Here is a 21,772-nt window from a genome sequence, read left to right as displayed (position 1 = left end):
AAGATCCTTGCGGGCCGTCCTGTCGTACCCGGCGGGTACCGTCCGCGGCATGCTGTCCGCATCGACCCTCGCCGCCCGGCCGGAGTTCACCGTGACCGTGGTGGGGTGCCGCTCCGACCACACCCGATGGTCGCAGCCGGAGAGCCGCGACGACCACCGCCTGGTGCTGGTGCGACGCGGCAGGTTCCGGCGGTCGGCCGACGGCACCGACACCGATCTGGACGCGACCACGGCCTACCTGGGCGCGCCCGGCGAGCAGGAGCGCTTCGCGCACCCGGCCGGCGGCGACGTCTGCACGTCGGTCAGGTTCGAGCCCTCCCTGCTCGGGCGCCCGCCCGCCGCGACGACGGTGTACGTCGACGCGCGCGTCGACCTCGCCCACCGCCGTCTGGTCGCCGCCGCGGGCACCGGCGACATCGACTACGCGCTGGCGGAGGAACTGCTCCGCCTCGTCGCGGCCGCGGCCGGTGAGCCGACCGCCCGCGCCCGGCGGGCAGGCCGGCCGGCCGACCGGGCGCTGGCCGCGGCGGCGCGCGAGGCGATCATCGAGGAGGCCCCGGAGGCCGGTGGGCTCTGCGCGCTGGCCGCGCTGCTGGAGGTGTCGCCCTACCGGCTGAGCCGGGTGTTCTCCAGGGAGACGGGCGTCTCGCTGACCCGCTACCGCAACCGCGTACGCGTCACCCGGGCCATGGACCGGATCGTCGAGGGCGAACCCGGCCTCGCCGCCCTGGCGGCCCAGCTCGGCTTCGCCGACCAGGCGCACCTGACCCGCGTCGTCCGCGAGCACGTGGGGCACACACCCACGGCACTGCGCCGGCTGCTCGCCCCGGGCCCGGGCCCGTCATGAGCCGGCGGGGCGGGGTCACGCGGGCACGGTGACGACCAGGTCGGGGGCGAGCAGGCCGGCGGCGCGGTCCGCGGTCAGCGCGCCGAGGATGTAGCCGTCCTCGTCGACGACGGGCCAGACCGCGAGGTGCTTGATCCGCATGGCGATCGCGGCCAGGGCCAGGCCCATGGTCGGCCAGGCGAACGGGCCGCGCTGGTGGGTGGTCGAGCTGATCGCGGTCCGCTCGGCGTACCAGGAGCGGGTGAGGAACGGATGGAGTCCGGTGCGGGTGACCAGCCCCTCGCAGCGGCCGTCGTGGCCGCGGACGAGCAGGTAGTCGAGGTGGGCGCCGCGGAGGACGTCGTCGGCCTGGTCGACGGTGCTGTCGTCGGCTATCTGGTAGTCGCAGGGGTCCATGGCGTCGGCGACCGTGAGGCCGTGGCCGGGTCGTGCGGGCTGGGGCGAGTGAGTGGTCACGGCGTTCACCGCTTCCCGTCTCCGGCCGCCCGCCGGAGCGGGGCCTGCCGGGCTGTCCTTCACCCAGAACGAAGCCGGAACGGGACCGGAATGCGGGTTGCCCTGGATGTCTCCGAGGCTACTCCCCGGGCGGACGGGGCGGCGGGCGGTGCGCGGGACGGGGCGGAGAGCGGGGCGGCGGGCGGCCCGGGGGAGGCCGTGGCGGAGTAGCGTGGGAGGCAGCCAAGGACATTCCGCACACCGGCATCAGCGTCGACGTCGCCCTGGGTCATGACGGGTCCCTCGTGGACCGGACGGGCGGCCTCAGATGATGCCGATCCCCCTCCCCAACCCTTCACCCACCGGGCCGTGGACGGTGCCCGGTGCGCCGCTGCTGCCGCGCCTGGAGCTGGAGCCGACGCAGTCGCGGGAGGGTGTCTTCGACGGGGCCTGGTGGCCCCGCTCGAATCAGGTCAGCACCGAACTGCCGGACCTGATCACCGCGCTCGGCGCCCACTTCGGGCGCATCCTCCGGGTCGGCCTCGACACCTCGGCGTGGGACGGTGTGCCCCGGTCCGTGATGGCGAACGGCCTGATGATCAGGATCAACTGGTTCCCGGGCAGCGACGCGACGATCAGCGTCACCCGGGGCCTCCAGGACCACTTCCTGCTGCTGGTGGTGCCGCCCGGCACCGACCCGACGACGGCCGCCTCGGCGATGGCCGGCGCCTCCGCGACCGGGAACCACACCCCGGCGGCGGAACTCCTGCTCGGCTGACGGCCGTCGGCGCTGCGCGGGCAGCGGGCAGCGGGCAGCGGGCACCGGCTCCGGGTCAGGCTCAGGAGAGCTCGTCGGAAGAGCTCCGGAGAACTCGTCGGAAAAACTTTCGCGGGGAGCGATGAGTTCTCGGGGCGGTCCCGGTCTACCCCTGTGCAAGCGACAGACGTGACCACGGAGGAGATTCCGAGATGACCGAGAACCTGGGCGAGCTGACCATCACCCGCGAGCTGCCGGGCACCCCCGCCGCCGCGTTCGAGGCGTACTTCGAGCCGGAGCAGTTCGTCCGCTTCTGGGGTCCGGTCGGCACCCACGTGCCGCTGGACACCGTGACCATCGAGGCGAAGGAGGGCGGGCGCTACGACAGCACCATGGTGGTCGACGAGACTGGCGACCGGTACCCGCTGAAGGCGGAGATCACCGAGATCCGGGCGGGCGAGCTCTTCGCGATGGTGGAGGAGGGCTCGGGCATGCGGTCCACCCTCACCTTCACCGGGCTCGACGAGGGCCGCACCCGGGTGGTGCTGCACCAGACCGGGGTGCCGGAGATGTACCGCGGCCCGGAGGCCGAGGCGGGGCTGAACTCCAGCTTCGACCGGCTGGTCGAGCACCTCGCCGGCCGGAGCTGACCCGGCGGCCGGCCGCGTGCCGTCCCGGCCCGGTGCACGGGCCGGGGGCGGCGCCGCTCGGCGGTCGGCGCCCTTCGGCGGTCGGCGCCGCTCAGCGGTCGGCGTCCTGGGGGTACCAGCGGAGTTCGACGGTGTTGCCGTCCGGGTCCTGGACGTAGACGGAGGTCGCGGTGCCGCGGGCGCCGTAGCGGGGGACGGGGCCTTCGAGGACGGTGAAGGTGCCGGCGTCGATGACCTCCTGCCAGTCGAGGGGCTCGACGGTGAGGCAGAAGTGGTCGACGTTGGACTCGTGCCGGGGGCCGTGGACCAGGTCGATGATGGTCTCGGCGCCGACCCGGACGGACGGGAACGGCGCCCGGCCGTCCCGCCACTCGTCGACCCGGACGGGGGCCAGGCCGAGCAGGCCGGAGTAGAAGGCCAGCGAACGCTCGACGTCGGCGACGTTGAGGACCAGGTGGTCGAAGGCTACGACGCGCATGGGTGATCGGCTCCGCTCGGGTACGACTGCTGGGGACGGGTTCCACGATCCTCCTGGCCGGAGGCCTGATCAACGCGTGATCGTCGTACGATCGTTGAGCCGCATTCAACGATCGAGGGGCGGGCGGGGCCGGGATGCTGGAGCGGCTGGAGATCGAGGTCGTCCTCGCGCTCGCCGAGGAGCTGCACTTCGGGCGGACCGCCGAGCGGCTGCACCTGACCACGGGGCGGGTCAGCCAGGTGGTGCGGAAACTGGAGCGCCGGATCGGTGCGCAGCTGTTCGACCGCACCAGCCGGTCGGTCCGACTCACCGTGCTGGGGCGGCAGTTGGCCGAGGACCTGGTGCCGGTGGCGGCGGCGACGGAGGCGGCGCTGCGCCGGGCGGAGGACGCCGCCCGGGGCGTCACCGGGGAGCTCCGGGTGGCGTTCCTCGGGGAGTGGACGGCGCCCGTGCTGCTCAAGGCGGCCGCGCTGTTCGGCGAGCGGTACCCGGACTGCCGGGTGGACGTGCGCGAGGTGCAGCTGTCCAACTCCCGATCGAGCCTGGAGGACGGCTCGGTCGACGTCCTGATCGCCTCCTACCCGTTCGACGGCATGGCCCGCGGGCCGGTGCTGCTGACCGAGCGGCGGGTCCTCGCGGTGGCGGCCGGGCACCCGTTGGCCGCGGAGCGGTCGGTGTCGGTCGAGGTGCTCGCCGACCACCCGGTGGTGCAGTACCCGGCCGTCACCTCGGCGGGCTTCAAGCGTGACCGCACCCCCGACCGCACCCCGTCCGGCCGTCCGGTGCCCAAGGGCCCGTCCGGCGGCACCTTCTCCGAGCTGCTCAGCCTGGTCGCGATGGGCCGCGGCGTCCTCCCGGTCGGCGAGCACTCCCGCCGCTACTACCCGCGCCCGGACGTCGCGTACGTGCCGATCCACGACGCGCCCCCGATCGAGCGCGGCCCGGTCTGGCTGGAGAGCAACACCACCGCCCGGGTCCGCGCCTTCGTCCGGGCGGCGACGGACGTCGTCGCGGAGCGGCCCGGGGGCGCGCCGCTCCGCGCGCCGGCGACGGACTGACCGCGCCCGCCCCGAAGCGGTTCAACTCGCCCTGCGCCGACGGTAGTAGTGCACGGTGAGCACGGCGAGGAGCGGCCCCCAGGCGGCCGGCGGCAGGTAGCCGATCCAGAACACGACGGTCTGCCAGCCGTGGGTGACGACCCCGCCCACACCTCGCCCCAGCGGGCGACCAGGCCGAAGCAGAGGAGGGCCAGCGCCTCGCTGACCACGCTGAGCGCGAGGATGTACGCCCAGCCTCCGTCGAACGGGGCGGGGTCCCGCTCCGGTGGTGTCGGGCCGTGGTCGAGCAGCGGCAGGCCGACGATGAAGCCGCCGATCCGCCAGAGGCAGGAGGGCAGGACGGCCAGGGTGATCGCGTACCCGGTGCGGACCGCCCAGCGGGGCACGCCCGGTGCGGGGGCGCCGTGCAGTCGTGCCGCGATCGTCCGTGCGCCCATGGTTCCGCCTCCCGACCCGGGCGGACGCGGTCCGTCCGCCACCGGTTCCGACCCTCCCGGAGCGGGCCGGCCGGGGCGTCCTCATCCGGGCCGAACCCGCTCCCCCGGGCGAGGGAGCGGGCCGTTGCCCCGCTGGCGGGGGGTCAGGGCAGCAGCAGTCCCCAGGACAGGGCCCAGGGCAGGAACACCAGCCCGGCCAGCAGCAGGGCGCCCAGTCGGGCCCGGTCGGCCAGGGAGGCGGCGGCCAGGGCGGCCCGCTCCCGCCGGGCACCGGCCGCGGCGACGGCGGCCGCCCCGAGGGCGAACAGCGCGAGCAGCTGGACGGCCAGCCAGACCACCGGGCGGCCGAACAGGACCGGGCCGGGGAACATCGCGGCGGTGAGCACCAGGAAGAGCAGGTAGCCGAGGGCGCCCAGGAGGGCGGCCGTTCCGGCGAGGGCGGCCCAGCGGGCGGCCCGGGGCAGGGCGGCCGGGCGCGGCCGGCGGCGCAGGCGGCGGACGGCGCCGCTCAGCGCGTAGCCCGCGAAGCCGGTCAGGCAGAGCAGGGTGGCGACGACCTCGAACCAGGTGGACTCGTACCAGGGGAGCGGGTCGAGCGCGAGGCTGCGGGTGTCCTGGTGCGGGGCCGGGTCGGCGGAGGCGGCGGGGAGGCCGGTGGCGAGCCGCTGGATCCAGGCGGACTCGGTCCCGGCGTAGTCGGCGGGGAGCAGGTCGGGCCGGTCGTAGCCGTCGTCCCGGGTCAGGTGCAGGTTGTGCCGGACGTCGGGGACGGTCCGCAGCGTGTAGTGGGTGTTGCCGCCGCGGTCGAGGGCCCGGCGGATGATCGTCGCGCTCTCCTCGGGGGCGGCCTCGCGGTCGAGCGTGCCCCACTCGGCCAGGACGGGCTGCCGGACCCGCTCCCACACCGGCACCGGGTCGTAGTCGGCCTCCGGGAAGAGCCCGGCCGCCGAGAGCAGGCGGACGGAGGTGTCCGAGAGGGCGGTGACCAGCGAGCCGGAGACGCCGGCGTGGCGCAGGTAGCCCCGGTACGCCCAGGCCTGCTGGCGGGCCGGGGTGAGGCCGACCGCCCCGACGGTGACCAGGTACGCCGCCTCCGTGGTGCGGGTGGCGGCGAGCGAGGCCACCCAGGCGCCCTCGGACAGGCCCCACAGGCCGACCCGGTCCGGGGCGACCTCCGGCCGGGCGCGCAGCAGCCGGACGGCGGCCAGGGCGTCGTCGGCCAGCTGCCCGTAGTCCCGGTGGGTCGTCGAGTAGCCGTCGGTGCGCTTGTCGAAGACGAGGACGGTGACGCCGTGCCGCGCGTACGACTCGGCGGCGGCGCGCAGCTCGGCGAGCGGGCCCGGGCCGGCCCCGGGGAGCATGACCAGTCCGGGGCCGGGGGTGCCGGCCTTCGCGCCGGGCGCGGCCAGCACCAGGCCGTGCAGGACGGTGCCGCCGGCGCCGGTGAAGTCGACCGGGTTGGGGGCCGGATCGCCCGCCGCGGGCGCGTCGCCCGCCGCCTCGGCTGCGGCTGCTTCGGCTCCGACGCCGGGGAGCAGCCCCAGCAGGGCCGCCAGCAGGGCGGTGACCAGCAGCAGGGCCGGTCCGGTTCGGGCCGGTCGGACGGGTCCGGTGCGCATCGCTGGTCTCCCCCGGGTCGTGCTCCACTCGTGGGTTCCAGCCTGGCGGGCAGCGGGGCCCGGGACGATGGTGGCCGCCCCCGGACCGGGGGTGGGGATGTCCCCCGGTCCGGGGGCGCCGGCCGGGGAGCGGAGGGTTCAGCGGACCTCGTCGGGTCCGGTGAAGTCGGGTGGGGTGTACCCGGGGCCGGTGAAGTCGGGTGGGGTGAAGCCGGCCGGGCGGGGGACGCGGCCTTCGCGGTCGGTCAGTCCTTCGGCGCCGGGGCTGGTGAAGTCGGGTGGGGTGTACCCGGGTCCGGTGAAGTCGGGTGGGGTGAAGCCGGCCGGCCGGGGGACGCGGCCTTCGCGGTCGGTCAGTCCTTCGGCGCCGGGGCTGGTGAAGTCGGGTGGGGTGTACCCGGGTCCGGTGAAGTTGGGTGGGGTGAAGCCGGCCGGCCGGGGGACGCGGCCTTCGCGGTCGGTGAGTTCTTCGGCGTCGGGTCCGGTGAAGTCGGGTGGGGTGTACCCGGGTCCGGTGAAGTCGGGTGGGGTGAAGCCGGCTGGCCGGGGGACGCGGCCCTCGCGGTCGGTCAGTCCTTCGGCGCCGGGGCTGGTGAACGAGGGTGAGCTGTAGCCGGGGCCGGTGAAGTCCGGGCTGCTGAAGTCGGGACCGGTGCCGTCGGGGCGGCTGACGCCGGGGCGGGTCGCCGGGTCCGGCACCGGCGGCAGCGCGTCGAGCAGGTACGGGAGGAGTCCGCGCTCGCGCAGCGCGGTGCGCCATTCGCCGTGGGCGTCGCCGAGTTCGGCGGCGAGCTCCGGGTCGGTGCCGGCCGGGGCGGCGGCGGCGCCGTCGCGCAGGGCGGTGAGCAGCAGCCCGATGATGCCGATGGCCATCGCGGCGACCCCGGCGGCGAGCGCCACCCAGCCGGCCGTGACCAGGGAGCCGGCGAGGGCGAGGCCCGGCTCGGCGGCGCGCAGCAGGTAGCCGATCAGCAGCAGGAACAGGGCGGCGGCCCAGGCCAGGATCGGGGTGAGCACGGTGAGGACGGGGAACGGTCCGCCTCCGCCGCCGCCGGTGCGCAGCTGGGTGAGCAGCCCGGGGTTGGCGGGTTCGCCGCCGGGCGGTGGCGGGGGCGTGCTGTGCAGGGCCTCGCGCAGCCGGGTGTAGTGGGCGTACTCGGTGGCGGCCGCGGCGTTGACGCGGTCGGCGTCGCGCAGGGCGCGGAGGCGCAGTTCGGCGGTGGCGAGCGCGCCGGGTGCGCGCAGGGCGGTGAGGACGGTGCGGTCGCGCAGGGCTTCCGTGAGGAGGCGCTCGTACTCCGGGCGGTCCTCGGCGAGCAGGGGCGGGGGGTTGGTCATGGGGACCCCGTTCGTGCGGACCCCGTTCGCTCGGCCCCGGGGGCGTACGGCCCTCAGGACGCCGAAACGGGCGCGGAGGCGGGCCGCCGGACGGGCGGCCGGGTGTGGTGTGCCTCATGGTAGGGGCGGGCACGCCCGGGCTGACAGTCGGTTTCCGGAATTTCGCGCCCCCGGACGCGCGTGTGCGACGGTTCGGGCGCCGGGAACAACTGTTCTATGCCTGGCGTCAGTTGGCGTACGGCCGGGCGGTCGGGTGACAGGCGGCCGGGCGGTCAGCCGATGGGCAGCCGGGCGACCAGCAGCCGTCCCTCCATGGTGACGCCGCCGTCCATCGCCACCGCGAGGTCGTCCGCGTACACGTACGGCCCGGGGATGTGCGGCGGCTGGCCGTCGTCGTTGTGCACCGCGCCGGTGAGGTACGGGATCGGGCTGTGCCCGTGCACGATCCGGCTGCCGCCGTAGGTGTCCAGCAGCTCGTGGACGGCCAGCGGCCCGGCTTCGCCGCGGAAGGCGAACCGCTTGGTGAAGCGGCGGAAGCAGTCCCACCACTCGTCCACGCTGCCGTCGGCGAGCAGGCTGTGCACCGCGTCGTTGACGTCGGGGATGGACTCGCCGTACTCCAGGTACGCGGTGGTGTCGGAGTGCAGCAGCAGGTGGCCGTCCTCCACCGCCATGGCGGGGAGCCGGGAGAGCCAGCTGATGTGGTGCGCCTCCAGGCGGTCCAGGTCGTTCTGCTGGCCGCCGTTGAGCCGCCAGGCGGCGAGGAAGGAGGCGGTGCCGGCGGTGGACTGGACGGGCTCGTCGCCGTACTTGGCGGCGCCGAGGAAGAGCAGCTCGTGGTTGCCCATCAGGGCGCGGCAGTAGCCGCCGGCCGCGGCGGCCTCGGCGGCCAGCTGCATGACCAGGTCGATGACGCCGATGCCGTCGGGGCCGCGGTCGGTGAAGTCGCCGAGGAACCAGATCCGGGCGCGGCCGGCGGACCAGTGGCCGTCGGCGTCGATCAGGCCCTGGTGGCGCAGCTCGGCGCGCAGCTCCTCCAGGTAGCCGTGGACGTCGCCGACGACGTAGACCGGGCCGGGGGGCTCGCCGGGGCCGGGGGCCGGGTACGGGTAGGTCGGCGCGGCGGGGTCGGGCAGCGGCGGGCCGAGCTCGATGGTCGGCGGGTCGTCGCGGCCGGCGAGCTGGAGCGCCGGGGAGGGCTGGTCGGGCAGGGTGGGCTCGTAGCCGCCCTGGTCCTGGCCCTCGTACCCGCTCCGCTCCTGGCCGCCCTCGTACCCGTTCTGCTCCTGACCGTCGTACCCGCCCTGCTCCTGGCCCCCTTCGTACCCCGGTCCGTTCTCGTAGCCGCCCTGTCCCTGCTGCGCGAAGGCCGGGCTGTGGTCCATGCCGATCCCCTGGGCGTGCACGGTGTGGCCCTGGCCGTCGGCGGGCCAGTGCTGCTCCAGGTAGCGGGCTCCGCCGTAGCCGCTGTAGGTCTCCCCGTCGTGGGTCTCCCCGTCGTACGGGGCCGCGGGGTAGCCGGTGGAGGGATCGGGTTCGTAATAGGTGCCGTACGGCAGCACGTCGAGGTCCGGCTGGTGGCGGGGGCCTGAGTGGGGGTGCTCAGGCCCGGGGAAGCGGTCCTCGGGTGTCATTCGCCCATCATAGGAAGACCACTCTCCCGGCGTCGTCACCTGGTGGGTATCCAATCCTCCGGAGCGTCAGCCGGGCGGCCCCACAAGGTCCGTTTTGTCCCGGCTCGGTACGGTCTCGTCAGCTCTGCCCGGGCGCGGCGGCCCGGTCCCGGGGCCGCCGCGGCGCGGTGGTCTAAACCTCGCCCGGCGACCGGGGCGGGCTGACGGTGGTGCGCGGACTCCGGCGCTGGGAGGACGCGCGGACGATCAGTTCGGTCGGCATCAGGGTGCCCGGCGGCGGCCCGGTGCCGGCGGTGCGGAACCGCGGCGGGAAGAGCCGGGCGATGTCGACGCCCGTCCCGGAGTCCACGCCCTCGATCGCGTCGATGAGCAGGTTGACCACGGTGGTGCCGATCTTGCGCGGCTTGAGCGAGAGCGTGGTGATCGGCGGTTCGGTGGTCGCGTAGACGTCGCTCTCGCTGCAGCAGACCAGCAGCAGGTCGTCCGGCACCCGCAGGCCGTACCGGCGGGCGGCGGCCAGCAGGTCGGTGCCGTTGGGGTCGAACAGCCCGTAGACGGCGTCCGGCCGGTCGGGCCGGGCGAGCAGCCGGTCGGCGGCGACGGCGCCGGCGGCCGGGTCGTGCGCCGGGTAGGTCTCGTACACCGGTTCCTGGCCGACCTTGGCGCACCAGCCGAGGTAGGCCTCGGTGGAGAGCCGGGTGTAGGTGTCGGTGCTGGTGCCGGTGAGCAGGCCGATGCGGCGGGCGCCGGCCTCGGAGAGGTGGTCGAGGATGCCGAGCACGGCGGCCTCGTGGTCGTTGTCGACCCAGGCGGTGACCGGGCAGTTGCCGGGCTTGCCGTCGCTGACCACCGGGACGCCGGACCGGTACAGCTCGCTCACCAGGGGGTCCTGGTCGGGCGGGTCGATGACCACGGTGCCGTCGAGGGCGATGTTGCCCCAGACGTCGTGGCGGGAGGAGGCGGGCAGCACCACCAGCGCGTAGCCGCGGCCGAGGGCGGCGCTGGTGGCGGCCCGGGCCATCTCGGCGAAGTACGCGAACTCGGTGAAGGTGAACGGCTCTTCACCGTAGGTCGTGACGGTCAGGCCGATCAGGCCGGACCGTCCGGTGCGCAGGGTGCGGGCGGCCGCGGAGGGGCGGTAGCCGAGGCGCTCGGCGACCTCGCGCACCCGGCTGCGGGTCTCGTCGGGCAGGCGGCCCTTCCCGTTCAGCGCATCGGAGACAGTGGTGATCGACACTCCGGCGGCTGCTGCCACATCCCGGATGCCGGCCCGCTCCAGACGCCGTGAGGTGGTGGGACGCCGACCGCTCTGGTTGGCTGCTGCTGTCATGGCGGACCGATCGTATGGCTCCTGACAAGGGTCTGTGACCGGCGCATCGGGAGCCCGCAAAGATACGTTTCTCCACGAGTGAGCCGGGGTGCGCCCCTTCGATACCCGCCTGAAACCAGGCCTCTTACCTCTGACATGTGCCAAAGGAACCGGGCAGAATGGCTGATCTGCGCCTGTAACCCGACCGGGCATCTCACTCCTACGGGTGAGGGCGGTCGGTATCGTGCAAGGCACCCGACCGGGGTGGTCCGGACGCGTCACGAGGTCCCGGGCACGGCGGCGACCCCGTCCGTGGCGGGCGAGCGCACCGGAGAGTTCCGCAACTGGAAACGGAGTACGACCGTGAGCAGTGGTACGTCAGCGCAGGGCCCGCGGCTGCGGCCGACCCTCGACGGCATCCCCACGTACAAGCCCGGCAAGCCGGCCGGCGCCGACGCCTACAAGCTGTCCTCGAACGAGAACCCCTACGAGCCGCTGCCCGGCGTGCTGGAGACGGCGGTCAAGGCGGCCGGCTCGTTCAACCGCTACCCCGACATGGGCGTCACCGAGCTGACCTCGGTGCTGGCCGAGCGCTTCGGGGTGCCCGCCGAGCACATCGCCACCGGCACCGGCTCGGTCGGCATCGCCCAGTCGCTGGTGCTCGTCACGGCCGGCCCGGGCGACGAGGTGATCTTCGCCTGGCGCTCCTTCGAGGCGTACCCGATCGTCGCCACCGTCGCCGGGGCCACCCCCGTCCCGGTGCCGCTCAAGGCGAACGGCGACCACGACCTGGACGCGATGCTCGCCGCGATCACCCCGAACACCCGGCTGGTCTTCGTCTGCAACCCCAACAACCCCACCGGCAACGTGATCCACCGCGCCGAGCTGGAGCGCTTCCTGGACGCCGTCCCGGCCGACGTCCTGGTCGTGGTCGACGAGGCCTACATCGAGTTCATCCGCGACCCCGAGGTGCCCAACGGCATCGACCTCTACCGGGACCGCCCGAACGTCTGCGTGCTGCGCACCTTCTCCAAGGCGTACGGCCTGGCGGGCCTGCGGGTCGGCTTCGCGATCGCGCACGAGCCGGTGGCGGCCGCGCTGCGCAAGGTCGCCACCCCGTTCGGCGTGAGCCGGCTCGCCCAGGACGCGGCCGTCGCCTCGCTGCGCGCCGAGGAGGCGCTGCTGGAGCGGGTGGAGGCGCTGGTCGAGGAGCGCACCCGGGTGGTGGCCGGGCTGCGCGCCCAGGGCTGGGAGATCCCGGACTCGCAGGCCAACTTCGTCTGGCTCTGGCTCGGCGACCGCTCGCAGGAGTTCGCCGCCGCGTGCGCCGAGGCCGGCGTGATCGTGCGGCCGTTCCCGGAGGGCGTGCGGGTGTCGATCGGCGAGGCCGAGGGCAACTCGATCTTCCTGGCGGTGGCGGAGGCCTTCCGCAAGTCGCTCTGACTCTTCCCTTGGGGCCCGCAGGGGCGCGTCGGTCCTCCGGCGCGCCCCTGCGGCGTTCCCGCGCGGGTGCCGCGTGGCGCCGCGCGCCTCCCCGGAGCTCCCGGCAGCTCCCCGCGCCTCCGTGAGAACGTCCTCAGAACGCCCTCCCGGATGGCTGGAGATCGCTGGGAGCCCGCTGGGAGTTCGCCCAACGGCCGCCCACGGGACGGCCAAGGCGCCCGCACGGGACGGATGTTCTGTCCGCAATGCCCGGATCCGGCCGGTCAGGCTTCTCCCAGCCGCCGCCCAGCACGACGCAAGAGCCCGCCGGGAAGCTGTCCGCCATGAAGGTGCTCCCACGGCGGCGAGGCGCCGTCCTCGTCAACTCCGCGCTCGGCGTGGCCCTGCTGGGCGGCGCCGCCCTGGTGTACGCCACGGTCAGCGGCAGCTCGGGCCCGGCTTCCGCGAAGCCCGCGGCCCGTACCGCCACGGTGTCCAAGGGCACCGTCCTGGCCACCGTGTCCGGAACCGGCACCCTGGTCTCACCGACCGACGCCGCCCAGGACTTCACCACCGGTGGCAAGCTCACCGCGGTCAAGGTCGCGGTCGGGGACGCCGTGCAGAAGGGCCAGGTGCTCGCCACCGTCGACACCACGGCGGCCCAGCAGCAGGTGGACGCGGCCCAGGCCGCGCTCACCACGGCCCAGGCCAACCTCACCAAGGCCCAGGCCGGGGTCACCACCACGACCACCGAGCAGCTGCCGGGCGCCACCTCCGCCGCCACCCCCGGCGGCGGGGCCGGCAGCGGTGGACGCGGGGCGGGCGGGAGCAGTACGCCCGCCCCGCAGACCACCACCGTCACCACCACCAAGGTCGACGACGCGGCCGTGGCCCAGGCCCAGCAGCAGGTCGCCACCGCGCAGACCAACCTGGCCAACGCCCAGGCGGCGCTGACCGGCACCACCCTGACCGCCTCGGTGGACGGCACGGTCGCCTCGGTCTCCGGCAAGGTCGGCGACACCGTCGGGGCCACCGGCTCCGGCGCCTCCGCCTCGTCCTCCTCCGGCAAGTCCACCGGGACCGGCACGGGTTCGGCGGCCGCCCCGAGCGGCTTCATCGTGCTCACCAACCCGACCGGGATGCAGGTCACCGCGAACTTCTCCGAGCTCGACTCGCTCAAGCTGAAGAAGGGCGAGGCGGCCACCGTCACCCTGAACGCGCAGTCCGACACCAAGCTCAACGCGACGGTCCTGTCGGTCAGTTCGCTACCCACCGGCAGCGGCTCCGGCGGCGCGGCCGGCTCCGCCGCCGTCCAGTACGCGGCCACGCTGCAGATCACCGGCGACACCAGCACGCTGCGCACCGGCCTCAGCGCCACCGTCCAGGTGATCACCGGCGAGGCCGACAACGCGCTCTCGCTGCCCACCTCCGCGCTGTCCGGCACCGGCACCTCGCGCACCGCGACCCTGGTGCAGCCGGACGGCGCCTCCGAGCGGGTCACCGTCGGGGTCGGGGTCGAGGGCGACAGCACGGTGCAGGTGGTCTCCGGGCTGAAGGAGGGCGACAAGGTCGAACTCCCCACCACCAGCGGCGGGAACGGCTTTCCGAACGCCTCCTTCCCGGGCCTCGGCGGCAACCGGGGCGGGGCCGGCGGCGGGGTCTTCCCCGGCGGAGGTGGCGGTGCCGGCGGTGGTGGCGGCGCCGGTGCCGGGGCCGGTCGCGGCGGCAAGGGCTGATTCGTGAGCATGCGTCACGTCATCGACAAGCGCGTCCCCGCGCACCCCGTCCCGGTGATCCGCATCCGCGGGCTCACCAAGGCGTACGGGCACGGCGACGCCACCGTGCACGCGCTGCGCGGCCCCTCCGACCCGGAGACCGGCGCGCCGCGGGGCGTCAGCCTGGACATCGAACAGGGCGACTTCGTCGCCGTGATGGGCAGCTCCGGCTCCGGCAAGTCCACCCTGATGAACATCCTCGGCTGCCTGGACGTCCCGACCGCCGGCCGCTACCTCCTCGACGGCACCGACGTCGGCCACCTGGACGAGCAGCAGCTCGCACTGGTGCGCAACCGCAAGATCGGCTTCGTCTTCCAGTCCTTCAACCTGGTGCCCCGCACCACCGCCCTCGCCCAGGTCGAGCTGCCGCTGGCCTACGCGGGCGTCCGGACCGCCGAGCGGCGCCGCCGGGCGATGGCCGCGCTGTCGCTGGTCGGGCTCGCCGAGCGGGCCGGCCACAAGCCCAACGAGCTCTCCGGCGGCCAGCAGCAGCGCGTCGCGGTGGCGCGGGCGCTGGTGACGGCGCCCGCGATGCTGCTCGCCGACGAGCCGACCGGCAACCTCGACAGCCGCTCGACGGAGGAGGTGCTGGCCCTGATCGACGGGCTCAACGCCACCGGCCGCACGGTCGTGCTGATCACCCACGAGGACGAGGTCGCCCGGCACGCCAAGCGGGTGCTGCGACTGGTCGACGGGCAGATCGTGAGCGATCTGCGGCAGGCGCCCGTGGAGGGGCCGCCGCCCTTCCTGGACGCGGCCTACGCGGAGCTCGCGGCGGGCCCGGCGGGCGTGGCCGGCGTGGCGGGCGCGGAGGTGCCGGCGTGATCCTCTGGCAGACGCTCCGCTTCGCGGTCGGCGGCCTGGCCGCCAACAAGGTGCGCTCGGCGCTCACCATGCTCGGCGTGCTGATCGGCGTGGCCTCGGTGATCCTGCTGCTGGCGGTCGGCAACGGCTCGTCGGTGGCGGTGAAGGACTCGATCACCTCGCTCGGCACCAACTCCCTGACGGTCAGCTCCGGTTCGGCCAACGGCGGCTCCCGGGCCACCTCCTCGGTGAAGAAGCTGACGGTCGCCGACGCCAAGGCGCTGGCGAGCGACACCGACGCGGGGGCGATCAGGTCGGTCGCCCCGGTGGTCACCACCAGCGGCACCGCGCTGTACGGGAACATCTCGTACAGCCCCGGCTCGATCGTCGGCACCTACCCGTCGTACTTCGAGACCGCCAACCAGAAGGTCGCGCACGGCGAGTACTTCACCGACGACGACGTGCTCGACTCGCGCAAGGTCGCGGTGCTCGGCGCGACGACGGCCAAGCAGCTGTTCGACACCGAGAACCCGGTCGGCAAGTCCGTCGTCCTCGGCGGCACGCCGTTCACCGTGGTCGGCGTGCTCCAGGCCAAGGGCGGCAGCGGCTTCACCGACCCGGACGACGTGGTCATCGCCCCGCTGCCGACGGTGCAGAACGCCTTCACCGGCTTCGGCTCCGTCAACCAGATCCTGGTCCAGGCCGCGAACGCGGACAGCACCACGGCCGCCCAGTCCGAGATCACCCGCGTCCTGCTCGGCACGCACGCGATCGCTGACCCCGCCAAGGCGGACTTCCGGATCACCAGCCAGGCCTCCCTGCTCACCGCGAGGGAGAGCACGACGAAGACCTTCACCGTGCTGCTCGGCGCGGTGGCCGCGATCTCGCTGCTGGTCGGCGGGATCGGGATCACCAACATCATGCTGGTGACGGTCACCGAGCGGACCAGGGAGATCGGCATCCGCAAGGCGCTCGGCGCCCCGCGCGCGGTGATCCTCGGGCAGTTCCTCACCGAGTCGACGCTGCTGTCGGTGATCGGCGCGGGGTTGGGCGTGGCCGCCGGGATCGCCGGCTCGCACTTCAGCATCGTCGGCATCACGCCGGTGGTGATCCCCGAATCGGTGCTCGGCGCCTTCGCCATCGCCGTCGCCATCGGGCTGTTCTTCGGCAGCTACCCCGCCAACCGGGCCGCCTCGCTGCGGCCGATCGACGCCCTCCGGCACGAGTAGGACTCCACTGTCATGAGCAAAGAGATCGCCACGGTCGAGGCCGCGACCCCGGCCGAGCAGGTCGCCCTCCTCGCCACCCCGCCGGACGCGCGGGACGTGAGCGCCGAACTGGCCGCGCCGCCGAGGCGGAAGCTGCCCTGGCTCAGCCTGGTGCTGGCGGGCGGCGTGATCGCCACCGGGGCGTTCGCGGGCGGGGTCTGGTACCAGCAGAACAACGGGCCGACGGGCGGCGGGAAGTCCTCCGCCCGGCCGGCTGCCGCTGCTGCTCAGGGAGGTGGCTACGGGCAGGGGCAGGGCGGCTCCCGCCGTGGGGGCCAGGGCGTCGGGCAGGGCGCTGGGCAGGGCGGGCAGGGGCAGGGCGGGCAGGCCGGCTTCGCCCGGGGCACGGTCAAGGCCGTCGACGGCAACACCGTCTACCTGACCGACACCAACGGCAACACCATCAAGGTCACCACCGGCGACGCGACGAAGGTCCAGCTCAACAAGGAGGGCAAGGTCGGGGACCTGCAGCCCGGCCAGAGCGTGACGGTCGTCGGCACCCCCGACGCCAACGGTGGCTACACCGCCAGCCAGCTGGTCGAAGGCGCCGCCGGTGGATTCGGTGGTGGTGGTGGCTTCGGCGGCGGTGCCGGTGGCGGCGCCCCCAGGAACCCGTCCGGCGGCTGACCCGGAGCCGACGGACGCCGCGAGGCCCTCGCCCCTTCGGTGGGCGAGGGCCTTCGCATGTGTTCAGCGCGGTACGAGGAGGCTCACCGCTCCCACGCCGCCTCCCGGTCCAGGTCCCGCAGCAGGTGGAGGAGGTTGACGAGGGTGCTCACGGGCGCGTTGCCGAAGTCGACCAGGAGACGCCCGTCGAGGATCGTCTCGCCCGCCGAGGCCGAGCCCCAGAGCAGCCCGTACGGGAGGCCCCGACGGTGCAACTCCCCGAGCAGGCCGGTGATGTGCGGGGCGGCGAAGTTCCGCATCCGGGGGTCGTCGGGGGCGATCGGTTCGCGGGTCACGCGGCGGAGTCCAGCTCGTACCAGACCGTCTTGCCACGCTCCTGGGGGTCGACGCCCCAGCGGTGGGTGAGCCCGGCGACGAGCTGGAGGCCCCGACCGGACTCGGCGAGCAGGGAGAGGGGCTTCTCGTGGGGGAGCAGGGCGCTCTCGTCCGCGACGCAGACCCGGAGGGTGTCGACGTCGAGGGAGAAGTAGACGACGGGCGAGGCGGTACCGGCGTGCCGCCACGCGTTGACGATGAGTTCGCCGAGGGCGAGTTCGGCGTTGAAGATGGTCTCGGTGTCCCAGGAGGCGCGGGTCAGGGCGCTCCGCAGGGCCTGCCGGGTGAGGGTGAGGGAGGGGGTGTTCAAGGTGCACACGGGAACCTCCGAGAGGTATGGGTGTGGAGGGGGAGAGCCGCGAGCCGGACCAGGGCGTGGCCGCTCTTCGGCCGGAGGGCAGCAGGCGCCTACTGCCTTGAACCAAGGCGTGTCTGACGATCCATCGGATCGTTCTGAGGGTGACGATAGCGTGAGGCGCCACAGATTTGTGGCGATCAACGAGAAGTTCCCCCGAACGGGGCTGGCAGACTGGTCCCATGGCCCTTCGATCGAACCCGACGCTTCGCCAGTTGCGGTTGGGTGCCGAACTTCGCAGGATGCGGGAACAGGCCGGCCTCGGCGGCAGCCAGCTCGCCCGCGCACTGGGCATCAACCCCGCCCACGTGACGCAGATGGAGAGCGGCAAGACCGGCATCAGCGTCGAACGCCTGCGCACGATCGCGGCGTTGTGCATGTGCGTCAACGAGCCCCTGATCGACGCGCTCGCGGACATCATCACGGACCGCGACAAGGGAGGTTGGTGGGAGGAGTACCGGGGTCGTCTCTCGCAGGAATTCCTTGAGATGGCCGAGATGGAGAGTCGTGCTTACGCGCTCTCCACCTACACCATGGCCTTCATTCCCGGGCTACTCCAAACCACTGATTACGCTTCTGCGGTCTTCGCCCGAGGGTTCCCGCCTCTTCCCCAGCATGAGGTTGACCTGAGGGCCGCCTTCCGTATGCATCGGCAGAACGTGGTCCGCTCCGGTGAGATTCCGTACTCGGCCTTCATCCATGAGGCGGCGCTGCGTATGCAGTTCAGCGGCCCCAAGGTCCAAGCCGAGCAGCTTGGCGGCCTCATCGAGGACTCCGAACGGTCGACCATCTCACTCCGAGTCGTCCTGTTCGATGTGGATACTCTTCCGGTCAACCAGGAAAACTTCACGTACGTTGAAGGCCGGATCCCTGAGCTTGACACCGTGCAGATGGACTCAGGCCTCGACAGTGTGCTCTTCGATGCGCCGGCCCACATCGCCCAGTTCCGGTCCCGGCTCGACCGGCTCGATTCGGCGGCTCTCTCGCAGGAGGAGTCTCGGGAGTTCATCCGATCCATCAAGAAGGATATGGAAAGTAAATATGTCTGACTCCACTTGGCAGAAGTCCAGCTACTCGGCTGCCAACTCCGAATGCGTTGAGGTTCGTACCGCTGGTGGTGTGATCGAACTCCGCGAGTCCGACGAGGGCGAGGTCATCGTCCGCACCATCGCCCCCAAGTTCGCGGCCTTCCTCCAGGGCGCGAAGGCGGGCGAGTTCGACCACCTGGTAACCGTCGGCGCCTAGCGAACTCTTCCGGCGGCGTGGCCCCTTGTTCACCAGCAACCACCGCGGATAGGTCGTGGCAACCATGAGTAGCCTCTTGTGGCAGAAGTCCAGTTTCTCGGGCTCGAACGCAGACTGTGTTGAGGTGCGAGCCGATGCTGGTGTGATCGAACTCCGGGAGTCCGACGAGGGCGACGTCATCGTCCGCACCACCGCCCGCAACTTCGCCGCGTTCCTCCAGGGCACTCAGGCGGGCGAGTTCGACCACCTGGTGACCATCACCGCCTAGCGAACTGTCCGGCGGCCCCTTGCTCCTCCGCAAGGGGCCGCCGGCGTGCTTCAGAAGTGGTCGGGGCCCGACCCTGCCACCGCGAACTCCGCTCCGCCGTCGACCAGTTCGGCGTCCCGGACCGGATGACCCCCGATCCAGGCCCGGGTGCGGTCCGTCTCTCTCCCGTGCCTACGGCTGGATCACGAAATACACCACGAAGCCCGCAGTCACGCACAGGAAGAACTGCACCATGAAGCCCCAGGTGAGCGGCACTTCGTCCCTGTCGCCCGCCTCGTCGGCAGCCAGTTGCAGGCGCGCCATCCTCCCGAGGTGCCCGGCCGTTCCCAGCGTCAGCGACAGCATCGCCAGCGAGTACATCGACAGCGCGCCGGCCGAGGTCGTCCCGTTCATGTGGGAGCGCCCGACCAGGAAGAGCGCTCCGACCAGCGGCGCCAGGGCCACCATGATCCGGTACTGCCGGGTCACCTGCGGCGGTATCGCCATCGCCCAGAACAGCACCGTCGTCAGCGCGACGATCCACCACCAGGTGGCCACGCTCAAGCCCAGTGGAGTCATGCCCCCACCCCCCACATCACGGACGTTCGCTCACGTCCACTGACGATCACACTATTAAGATCAGCCCCGCCCCGCGCCGCCCGGACCCCGCAAGATCCCGCCCGGTCCCCTGCCGGTTCCCGGCAAGAACCCGATAAGACCCGGCACAGGAAGTCGGCCGGCCCGACTTCCTGCGCACCGCCTCCGCCCCGGCGGCCCCTCCCGCCGTAGAGGCGGCTCTCCCTCCGGAACGGTTCGCTGGGAGTGGGGCTGGACCCACCCCCTTGTGGGGCTGGACCCATACTCGGCCGCGCGTCCGCTCCGTAGCGTCGTTCCCACAACGACACGGAGGGGAAAGAACCATGGCGCCCACGGCCCACCAGTCCACCTTCACCACGGTGAAGAAGTGCATCACGCTCTTCGGCCTAGCCGGCGCCATCGTCCTCGGCACGGTCGCCGTGATGGCGTCCATCGGCCACCCGACGACCCCGTTCATGTGGATCCGCGGCGTCATCTTCCTCGCCGTCGCCCCGTACCTCCACCGGCTGGCCACCCGCGCCGCCGACGGCTCCGCCAAGGCCTTCGACCGCGTCCGCACCCTCTCCACCGTGATGCCGATCGCCATCATCGCCGTGGACCTCATCCCCGGCCTCTGCCCGCCCTGGTACGCCGTCCTCCAGGGCCTCTCCGCCCTCGCCCTCCTCGCCGTCGCCGTCCTCACCCGCACCCCCGCCCTGCGCGCCGCCTTCCCCACCGCCGACTGAACCCCCACCCCCACCCCGACTCGGCGCAGGAAGTCGGCCGTTCCGACTTCCTGCGCCGGTAGCCCTACCCGGCGGCTCCTCGCTCCCCGCAAGGAGCCGCCGGCCGACAACTCGCCCATGCTTTGCGGCACATGTTCGAGAGCGGTCCAGTTTCCAGTACCGGCAACACAAGCGCCTTGCCCCGGCCGGCGAAACCCCGAGAGCATCGTTCGGAGACCCGACGAGCAAGGAGGTAACGGTGAAGCTGACACGGCTTGTAGGTTCCTGCGACGAAGGCGAGTGCCCGACGTTGTACCTGACGGATCGGGGCACCCTCGCCGTCCAGGGCGAGCTCGTGACCGGACACGGTCTCCAGATCCCGGCACACGAGATGCTGGTCGAGGTTCCCGTCGAACTCATTCGAAAGGCCGTCCGTGACAACCTCATCTAGGACTCTCGGGGATTGGTTCTCGGCGTTCGAGCGCGAGGCGTTCCGACTCGAAACGCTCGACGACTACAGCCGGTCCGGCGGAGTCGACGCCTACCGGGCCTTCCTCGCCGGCGAGGAACAGCCGGACGACTACAAGAACGCCGGGTGGGTCAAGACAGTGGCCCGGGCCACCCAGGCAGGCAAGCGCCTGTACCGGGTGCACATCCTTTCGCGGCCGCTCACGGACTACCTCCGCTTCGAACTCGCGTGGGGATACCACCGCAACATGACGGTGGGTGAGGAGTTCTTCATCCTCGACATCACCGACCGGCAGAACCCCGTCCCGGAAGCCCCGGATTTCTGGCTCTTCGACGACGAGACTGCCGCCTCGATGAGCTACGACGACGGCAAGTACCTCGGTGTCGACTTCCGCACAGGCGGCCGGGTCGATGAGTTCAAGGTGTACCGGGACACCGTGATGGCGCAAGCGGTCCCGTTCTCCGAATGGTGGGCCGAGCACAGCGGGTGAACAGAACGCGGCTTGGACCGGCGCTGCGGGAACTGCGGCAGGCCTCCGACAAGGAGGCCAAGGCCGTGGCCCGCAGCGCCGTCATGTCTCCGAGCAAGCTGAGCAAGATCGAGACCGGCAAGGTGCCGCCCACTGTCGTGGATGTGGACCGCATCCTCACCGCCATAGGCGTGTCCGACGAGGTCAAGTCCGAGTACATGGCTGCCGCGCGGGCACAGGCCACGGAGGCGACCGCCTGGCGTCTGGTACGGCGCCTCGGGTACCACCGCAAGCAGGAGCAGATCAAGGCACTGGACGACTCCACGAGGCTTCTCCGTGTGTTCCAGCCTTCTCTCGTTCCCGGACTCCTACAGACCCCGGAATACGTGCGTGCGGTCTTCGGGAGGAAGGAACTCGGCGAGGACCAGCTCGCGCGGGCGGTCGCTGCGAGGCTTGTCAGACAACAGTCCCTCTACGACGCCATGAAGACCATGCGGTTCGTCATCACCGAGCCGGTCCTCCGTTGGCGTCTGGTGCCGCCCGCGATGATGGCCGGGCAGTTGGACCGCATCCTCTCCGCTTCTCGACTCTCCCATGTCGACGTCCGGATCGTTCCGCTGGCCGCAGCGCAGACCGATGTGCCGGCGCACTCCTTCGTCATCCGGGACGACCGCATGGTGACGGTCGAGACCGTGCACGCCGAGGTGACGGTCACCGATCCGCGGGATGTCGATTTGTACGTCCGCAAGTTCGATGGATTCGCGGCTGCGGCCATGGTCGGTGACGAGATGCGCCGAATGATCGAAACCATTCGAGACGAGTATTTGAGTGAGGGGAAAAGCCAGGGGTGAGT

General features: G+C 72.6%; 26 protein-coding genes. 16 read left to right on the top strand and 10 right to left on the bottom strand.

Going from position 1 to position 21,772, the window contains the following annotated elements; genetic code table 11:
- The first annotated feature begins 49 nt into the window (after positions 1–49).
- Positions 50–847 (top strand): helix-turn-helix domain-containing protein, encoded by a 798-nt coding sequence (locus tag ACFCY1_RS29025; protein WP_375876530.1) that lies wholly within the window; start codon positions 50–52, stop codon positions 845–847.
- A 15-nt stretch (positions 848–862) separates the two neighbouring features.
- Here ACFCY1_RS29025 and ACFCY1_RS29020 read toward each other — a convergent pair whose 3' ends face one another.
- Positions 863–1,303: a CBS domain-containing protein gene (locus ACFCY1_RS29020; RefSeq protein WP_147409134.1), complete on the bottom strand. Its 441-nt coding sequence runs from the start codon at positions 1,301–1,303 to the stop codon at positions 863–865.
- Between the two features lie 307 nt (positions 1,304–1,610).
- Here ACFCY1_RS29020 and ACFCY1_RS29015 point away from each other — a divergent pair, with 307 nt between their 5' ends.
- Together ACFCY1_RS29015 and ACFCY1_RS29010 are read left to right on the top strand one after the other, a co-directional pair.
- Entirely contained in the window at positions 1,611–2,060 is a 450-nt protein-coding gene (locus tag ACFCY1_RS29015) for a DUF5994 family protein (protein WP_375876529.1), read from the top strand.
- Between the two features lie 191 nt (positions 2,061–2,251).
- Positions 2,252–2,689, top strand: a complete 438-nt coding sequence (locus ACFCY1_RS29010) for an SRPBCC domain-containing protein (protein ID WP_375876528.1) — start codon at positions 2,252–2,254, stop codon at positions 2,687–2,689.
- Positions 2,690–2,780: 91 nt separating this feature from the next.
- On the opposite strand, the gene ACFCY1_RS29005 is transcribed toward ACFCY1_RS29010, so the two are convergent.
- Entirely contained in the window at positions 2,781–3,167 is a 387-nt protein-coding gene (locus ACFCY1_RS29005; RefSeq protein ID WP_375876527.1) for a VOC family protein, read from the bottom strand.
- 134 nt (positions 3,168–3,301) lie between these two features.
- On the opposite strand from ACFCY1_RS29005, the gene ACFCY1_RS29000 reads away from it, so the two are divergent.
- On the top strand, positions 3,302–4,225 hold the full coding sequence (locus ACFCY1_RS29000; protein ID WP_375876526.1) for a LysR family transcriptional regulator: 924 nt from the start codon (positions 3,302–3,304) through the stop codon (positions 4,223–4,225).
- Between the two features lie 21 nt (positions 4,226–4,246).
- Here ACFCY1_RS29000 and ACFCY1_RS28995 read toward each other — a convergent pair whose 3' ends face one another.
- From ACFCY1_RS28995 to ACFCY1_RS28975, 5 genes are all read right to left on the bottom strand, one after another.
- Positions 4,247–4,375 carry a hypothetical protein gene (locus ACFCY1_RS28995; protein WP_274538678.1) on the bottom strand — a complete coding sequence of 43 codons (129 nt, stop codon included), beginning with the start codon at positions 4,373–4,375 and terminating at the stop codon, positions 4,247–4,249.
- Between the two features lie 430 nt (positions 4,376–4,805).
- Complete coding sequence (locus tag ACFCY1_RS28990; protein WP_375876525.1) at positions 4,806–6,281, bottom strand: alpha/beta hydrolase family protein; 1,476 nt, start codon at positions 6,279–6,281, stop codon at positions 4,806–4,808.
- A 138-nt stretch (positions 6,282–6,419) separates the two neighbouring features.
- On the bottom strand, positions 6,420–7,619 hold the full coding sequence (locus ACFCY1_RS28985) for a hypothetical protein (RefSeq protein ID WP_375876524.1): 1,200 nt from the start codon (positions 7,617–7,619) through the stop codon (positions 6,420–6,422).
- A 272-nt stretch (positions 7,620–7,891) separates the two neighbouring features.
- The gene (locus tag ACFCY1_RS28980) at positions 7,892–9,004 is read right to left on the bottom strand and encodes a metallophosphoesterase (RefSeq protein WP_082345671.1); all 1,113 of its coding nucleotides are present in this window, start codon (positions 9,002–9,004) and stop codon (positions 7,892–7,894) included.
- Between the two features lie 421 nt (positions 9,005–9,425).
- Entirely contained in the window at positions 9,426–10,583 is a 1,158-nt protein-coding gene (locus tag ACFCY1_RS28975) for a LacI family DNA-binding transcriptional regulator (protein ID WP_074001983.1), read from the bottom strand.
- A 342-nt stretch (positions 10,584–10,925) separates the two neighbouring features.
- Between ACFCY1_RS28975 and hisC the strand changes: the two genes are divergently transcribed.
- From hisC to ACFCY1_RS28950, 5 genes are all read left to right on the top strand, one after another.
- The gene (gene hisC / locus ACFCY1_RS28970) at positions 10,926–12,005 is read left to right on the top strand and encodes a histidinol-phosphate transaminase (protein WP_049651240.1); all 1,080 of its coding nucleotides are present in this window, start codon (positions 10,926–10,928) and stop codon (positions 12,003–12,005) included.
- Positions 12,006–12,328: 323 nt separating this feature from the next.
- A complete protein-coding gene (locus ACFCY1_RS28965) occupies positions 12,329–13,720 on the top strand; it encodes an efflux RND transporter periplasmic adaptor subunit (RefSeq protein WP_375876523.1) in 1,392 nt (463 codons plus the stop codon).
- A 9-nt stretch (positions 13,721–13,729) separates the two neighbouring features.
- A complete protein-coding gene (locus ACFCY1_RS28960; protein ID WP_375876548.1) occupies positions 13,730–14,584 on the top strand; it encodes an ABC transporter ATP-binding protein in 855 nt (284 codons plus the stop codon).
- Positions 14,581–15,792, top strand: coding sequence for an ABC transporter permease (locus tag ACFCY1_RS28955; protein ID WP_375876522.1), 1,212 nt, complete (start codon positions 14,581–14,583; stop codon positions 15,790–15,792). The genes ACFCY1_RS28960 and ACFCY1_RS28955 overlap by 4 nt, the downstream gene beginning before the upstream one ends.
- 12 nt (positions 15,793–15,804) lie before the next feature.
- A complete protein-coding gene (locus tag ACFCY1_RS28950) occupies positions 15,805–16,458 on the top strand; it encodes a DUF5666 domain-containing protein (RefSeq protein ID WP_375876521.1) in 654 nt (217 codons plus the stop codon).
- An 83-nt stretch (positions 16,459–16,541) separates the two neighbouring features.
- On the opposite strand, the gene ACFCY1_RS28945 is transcribed toward ACFCY1_RS28950, so the two are convergent.
- Together ACFCY1_RS28945 and ACFCY1_RS28940 are read right to left on the bottom strand one after the other, a co-directional pair.
- Positions 16,542–16,793 (bottom strand): hypothetical protein, encoded by a 252-nt coding sequence (locus ACFCY1_RS28945; RefSeq protein WP_049651245.1) that lies wholly within the window; start codon positions 16,791–16,793, stop codon positions 16,542–16,544.
- Positions 16,790–17,143 (bottom strand): ATP-binding protein, encoded by a 354-nt coding sequence (locus tag ACFCY1_RS28940; protein WP_375876520.1) that lies wholly within the window; start codon positions 17,141–17,143, stop codon positions 16,790–16,792. The genes ACFCY1_RS28945 and ACFCY1_RS28940 overlap by 4 nt, the downstream gene beginning before the upstream one ends.
- Before the next feature lie 227 nt (positions 17,144–17,370).
- On the opposite strand from ACFCY1_RS28940, the gene ACFCY1_RS28935 reads away from it, so the two are divergent.
- The 3 genes from ACFCY1_RS28935 to ACFCY1_RS28925 all read left to right on the top strand — a co-directional run bounded on the left by ACFCY1_RS28935 (position 17,371) and on the right by ACFCY1_RS28925 (position 18,701).
- Positions 17,371–18,237, top strand: a complete 867-nt coding sequence (locus tag ACFCY1_RS28935) for a helix-turn-helix transcriptional regulator (RefSeq protein ID WP_117488826.1) — start codon at positions 17,371–17,373, stop codon at positions 18,235–18,237.
- The gene (locus ACFCY1_RS28930; protein WP_117488828.1) at positions 18,230–18,433 is read left to right on the top strand and encodes a DUF397 domain-containing protein; all 204 of its coding nucleotides are present in this window, start codon (positions 18,230–18,232) and stop codon (positions 18,431–18,433) included. The genes ACFCY1_RS28935 and ACFCY1_RS28930 overlap by 8 nt, the downstream gene beginning before the upstream one ends.
- A 64-nt stretch (positions 18,434–18,497) precedes the next feature.
- Positions 18,498–18,701, top strand: a complete 204-nt coding sequence (locus ACFCY1_RS28925; RefSeq protein ID WP_375876519.1) for a DUF397 domain-containing protein — start codon at positions 18,498–18,500, stop codon at positions 18,699–18,701.
- Positions 18,702–18,872: 171 nt separating this feature from the next.
- Here the strand turns inward: ACFCY1_RS28925 and ACFCY1_RS28920 are convergent, their stop codons facing one another.
- Positions 18,873–19,259 (bottom strand): hypothetical protein, encoded by a 387-nt coding sequence (locus ACFCY1_RS28920; protein ID WP_375876518.1) that lies wholly within the window; start codon positions 19,257–19,259, stop codon positions 18,873–18,875.
- A 341-nt stretch (positions 19,260–19,600) separates the two neighbouring features.
- Between ACFCY1_RS28920 and ACFCY1_RS28915 the strand changes: the two genes are divergently transcribed.
- The 4 genes from ACFCY1_RS28915 (at position 19,601) to ACFCY1_RS28900 (ending at position 21,770) form a co-directional block, all read left to right on the top strand.
- Positions 19,601–20,002 (top strand): hypothetical protein, encoded by a 402-nt coding sequence (locus tag ACFCY1_RS28915; RefSeq protein WP_375876517.1) that lies wholly within the window; start codon positions 19,601–19,603, stop codon positions 20,000–20,002.
- 238 nt (positions 20,003–20,240) lie between these two features.
- On the top strand, positions 20,241–20,432 hold the full coding sequence (locus ACFCY1_RS28910; RefSeq protein ID WP_049651251.1) for a hypothetical protein: 192 nt from the start codon (positions 20,241–20,243) through the stop codon (positions 20,430–20,432).
- Positions 20,416–20,940, top strand: coding sequence for a DUF6879 family protein (locus ACFCY1_RS28905; protein ID WP_049651252.1), 525 nt, complete (start codon positions 20,416–20,418; stop codon positions 20,938–20,940). The genes ACFCY1_RS28910 and ACFCY1_RS28905 overlap by 17 nt, the downstream gene beginning before the upstream one ends.
- Positions 20,937–21,770 (top strand): helix-turn-helix domain-containing protein, encoded by an 834-nt coding sequence (locus tag ACFCY1_RS28900; RefSeq protein WP_375876516.1) that lies wholly within the window; start codon positions 20,937–20,939, stop codon positions 21,768–21,770. Before ACFCY1_RS28905 ends, ACFCY1_RS28900 begins: the two co-directional genes overlap by 4 nt.
- Positions 21,771–21,772: the final 2 nt, after the last annotated feature.

It is taken from the genome of Kitasatospora sp. NPDC056273, assembly GCF_042268845.1.
Lineage (GTDB): Bacteria > Actinomycetota > Actinomycetes > Streptomycetales > Streptomycetaceae > Kitasatospora.
This window is presented reverse-complemented; position numbering and strand designations above follow the sequence as displayed.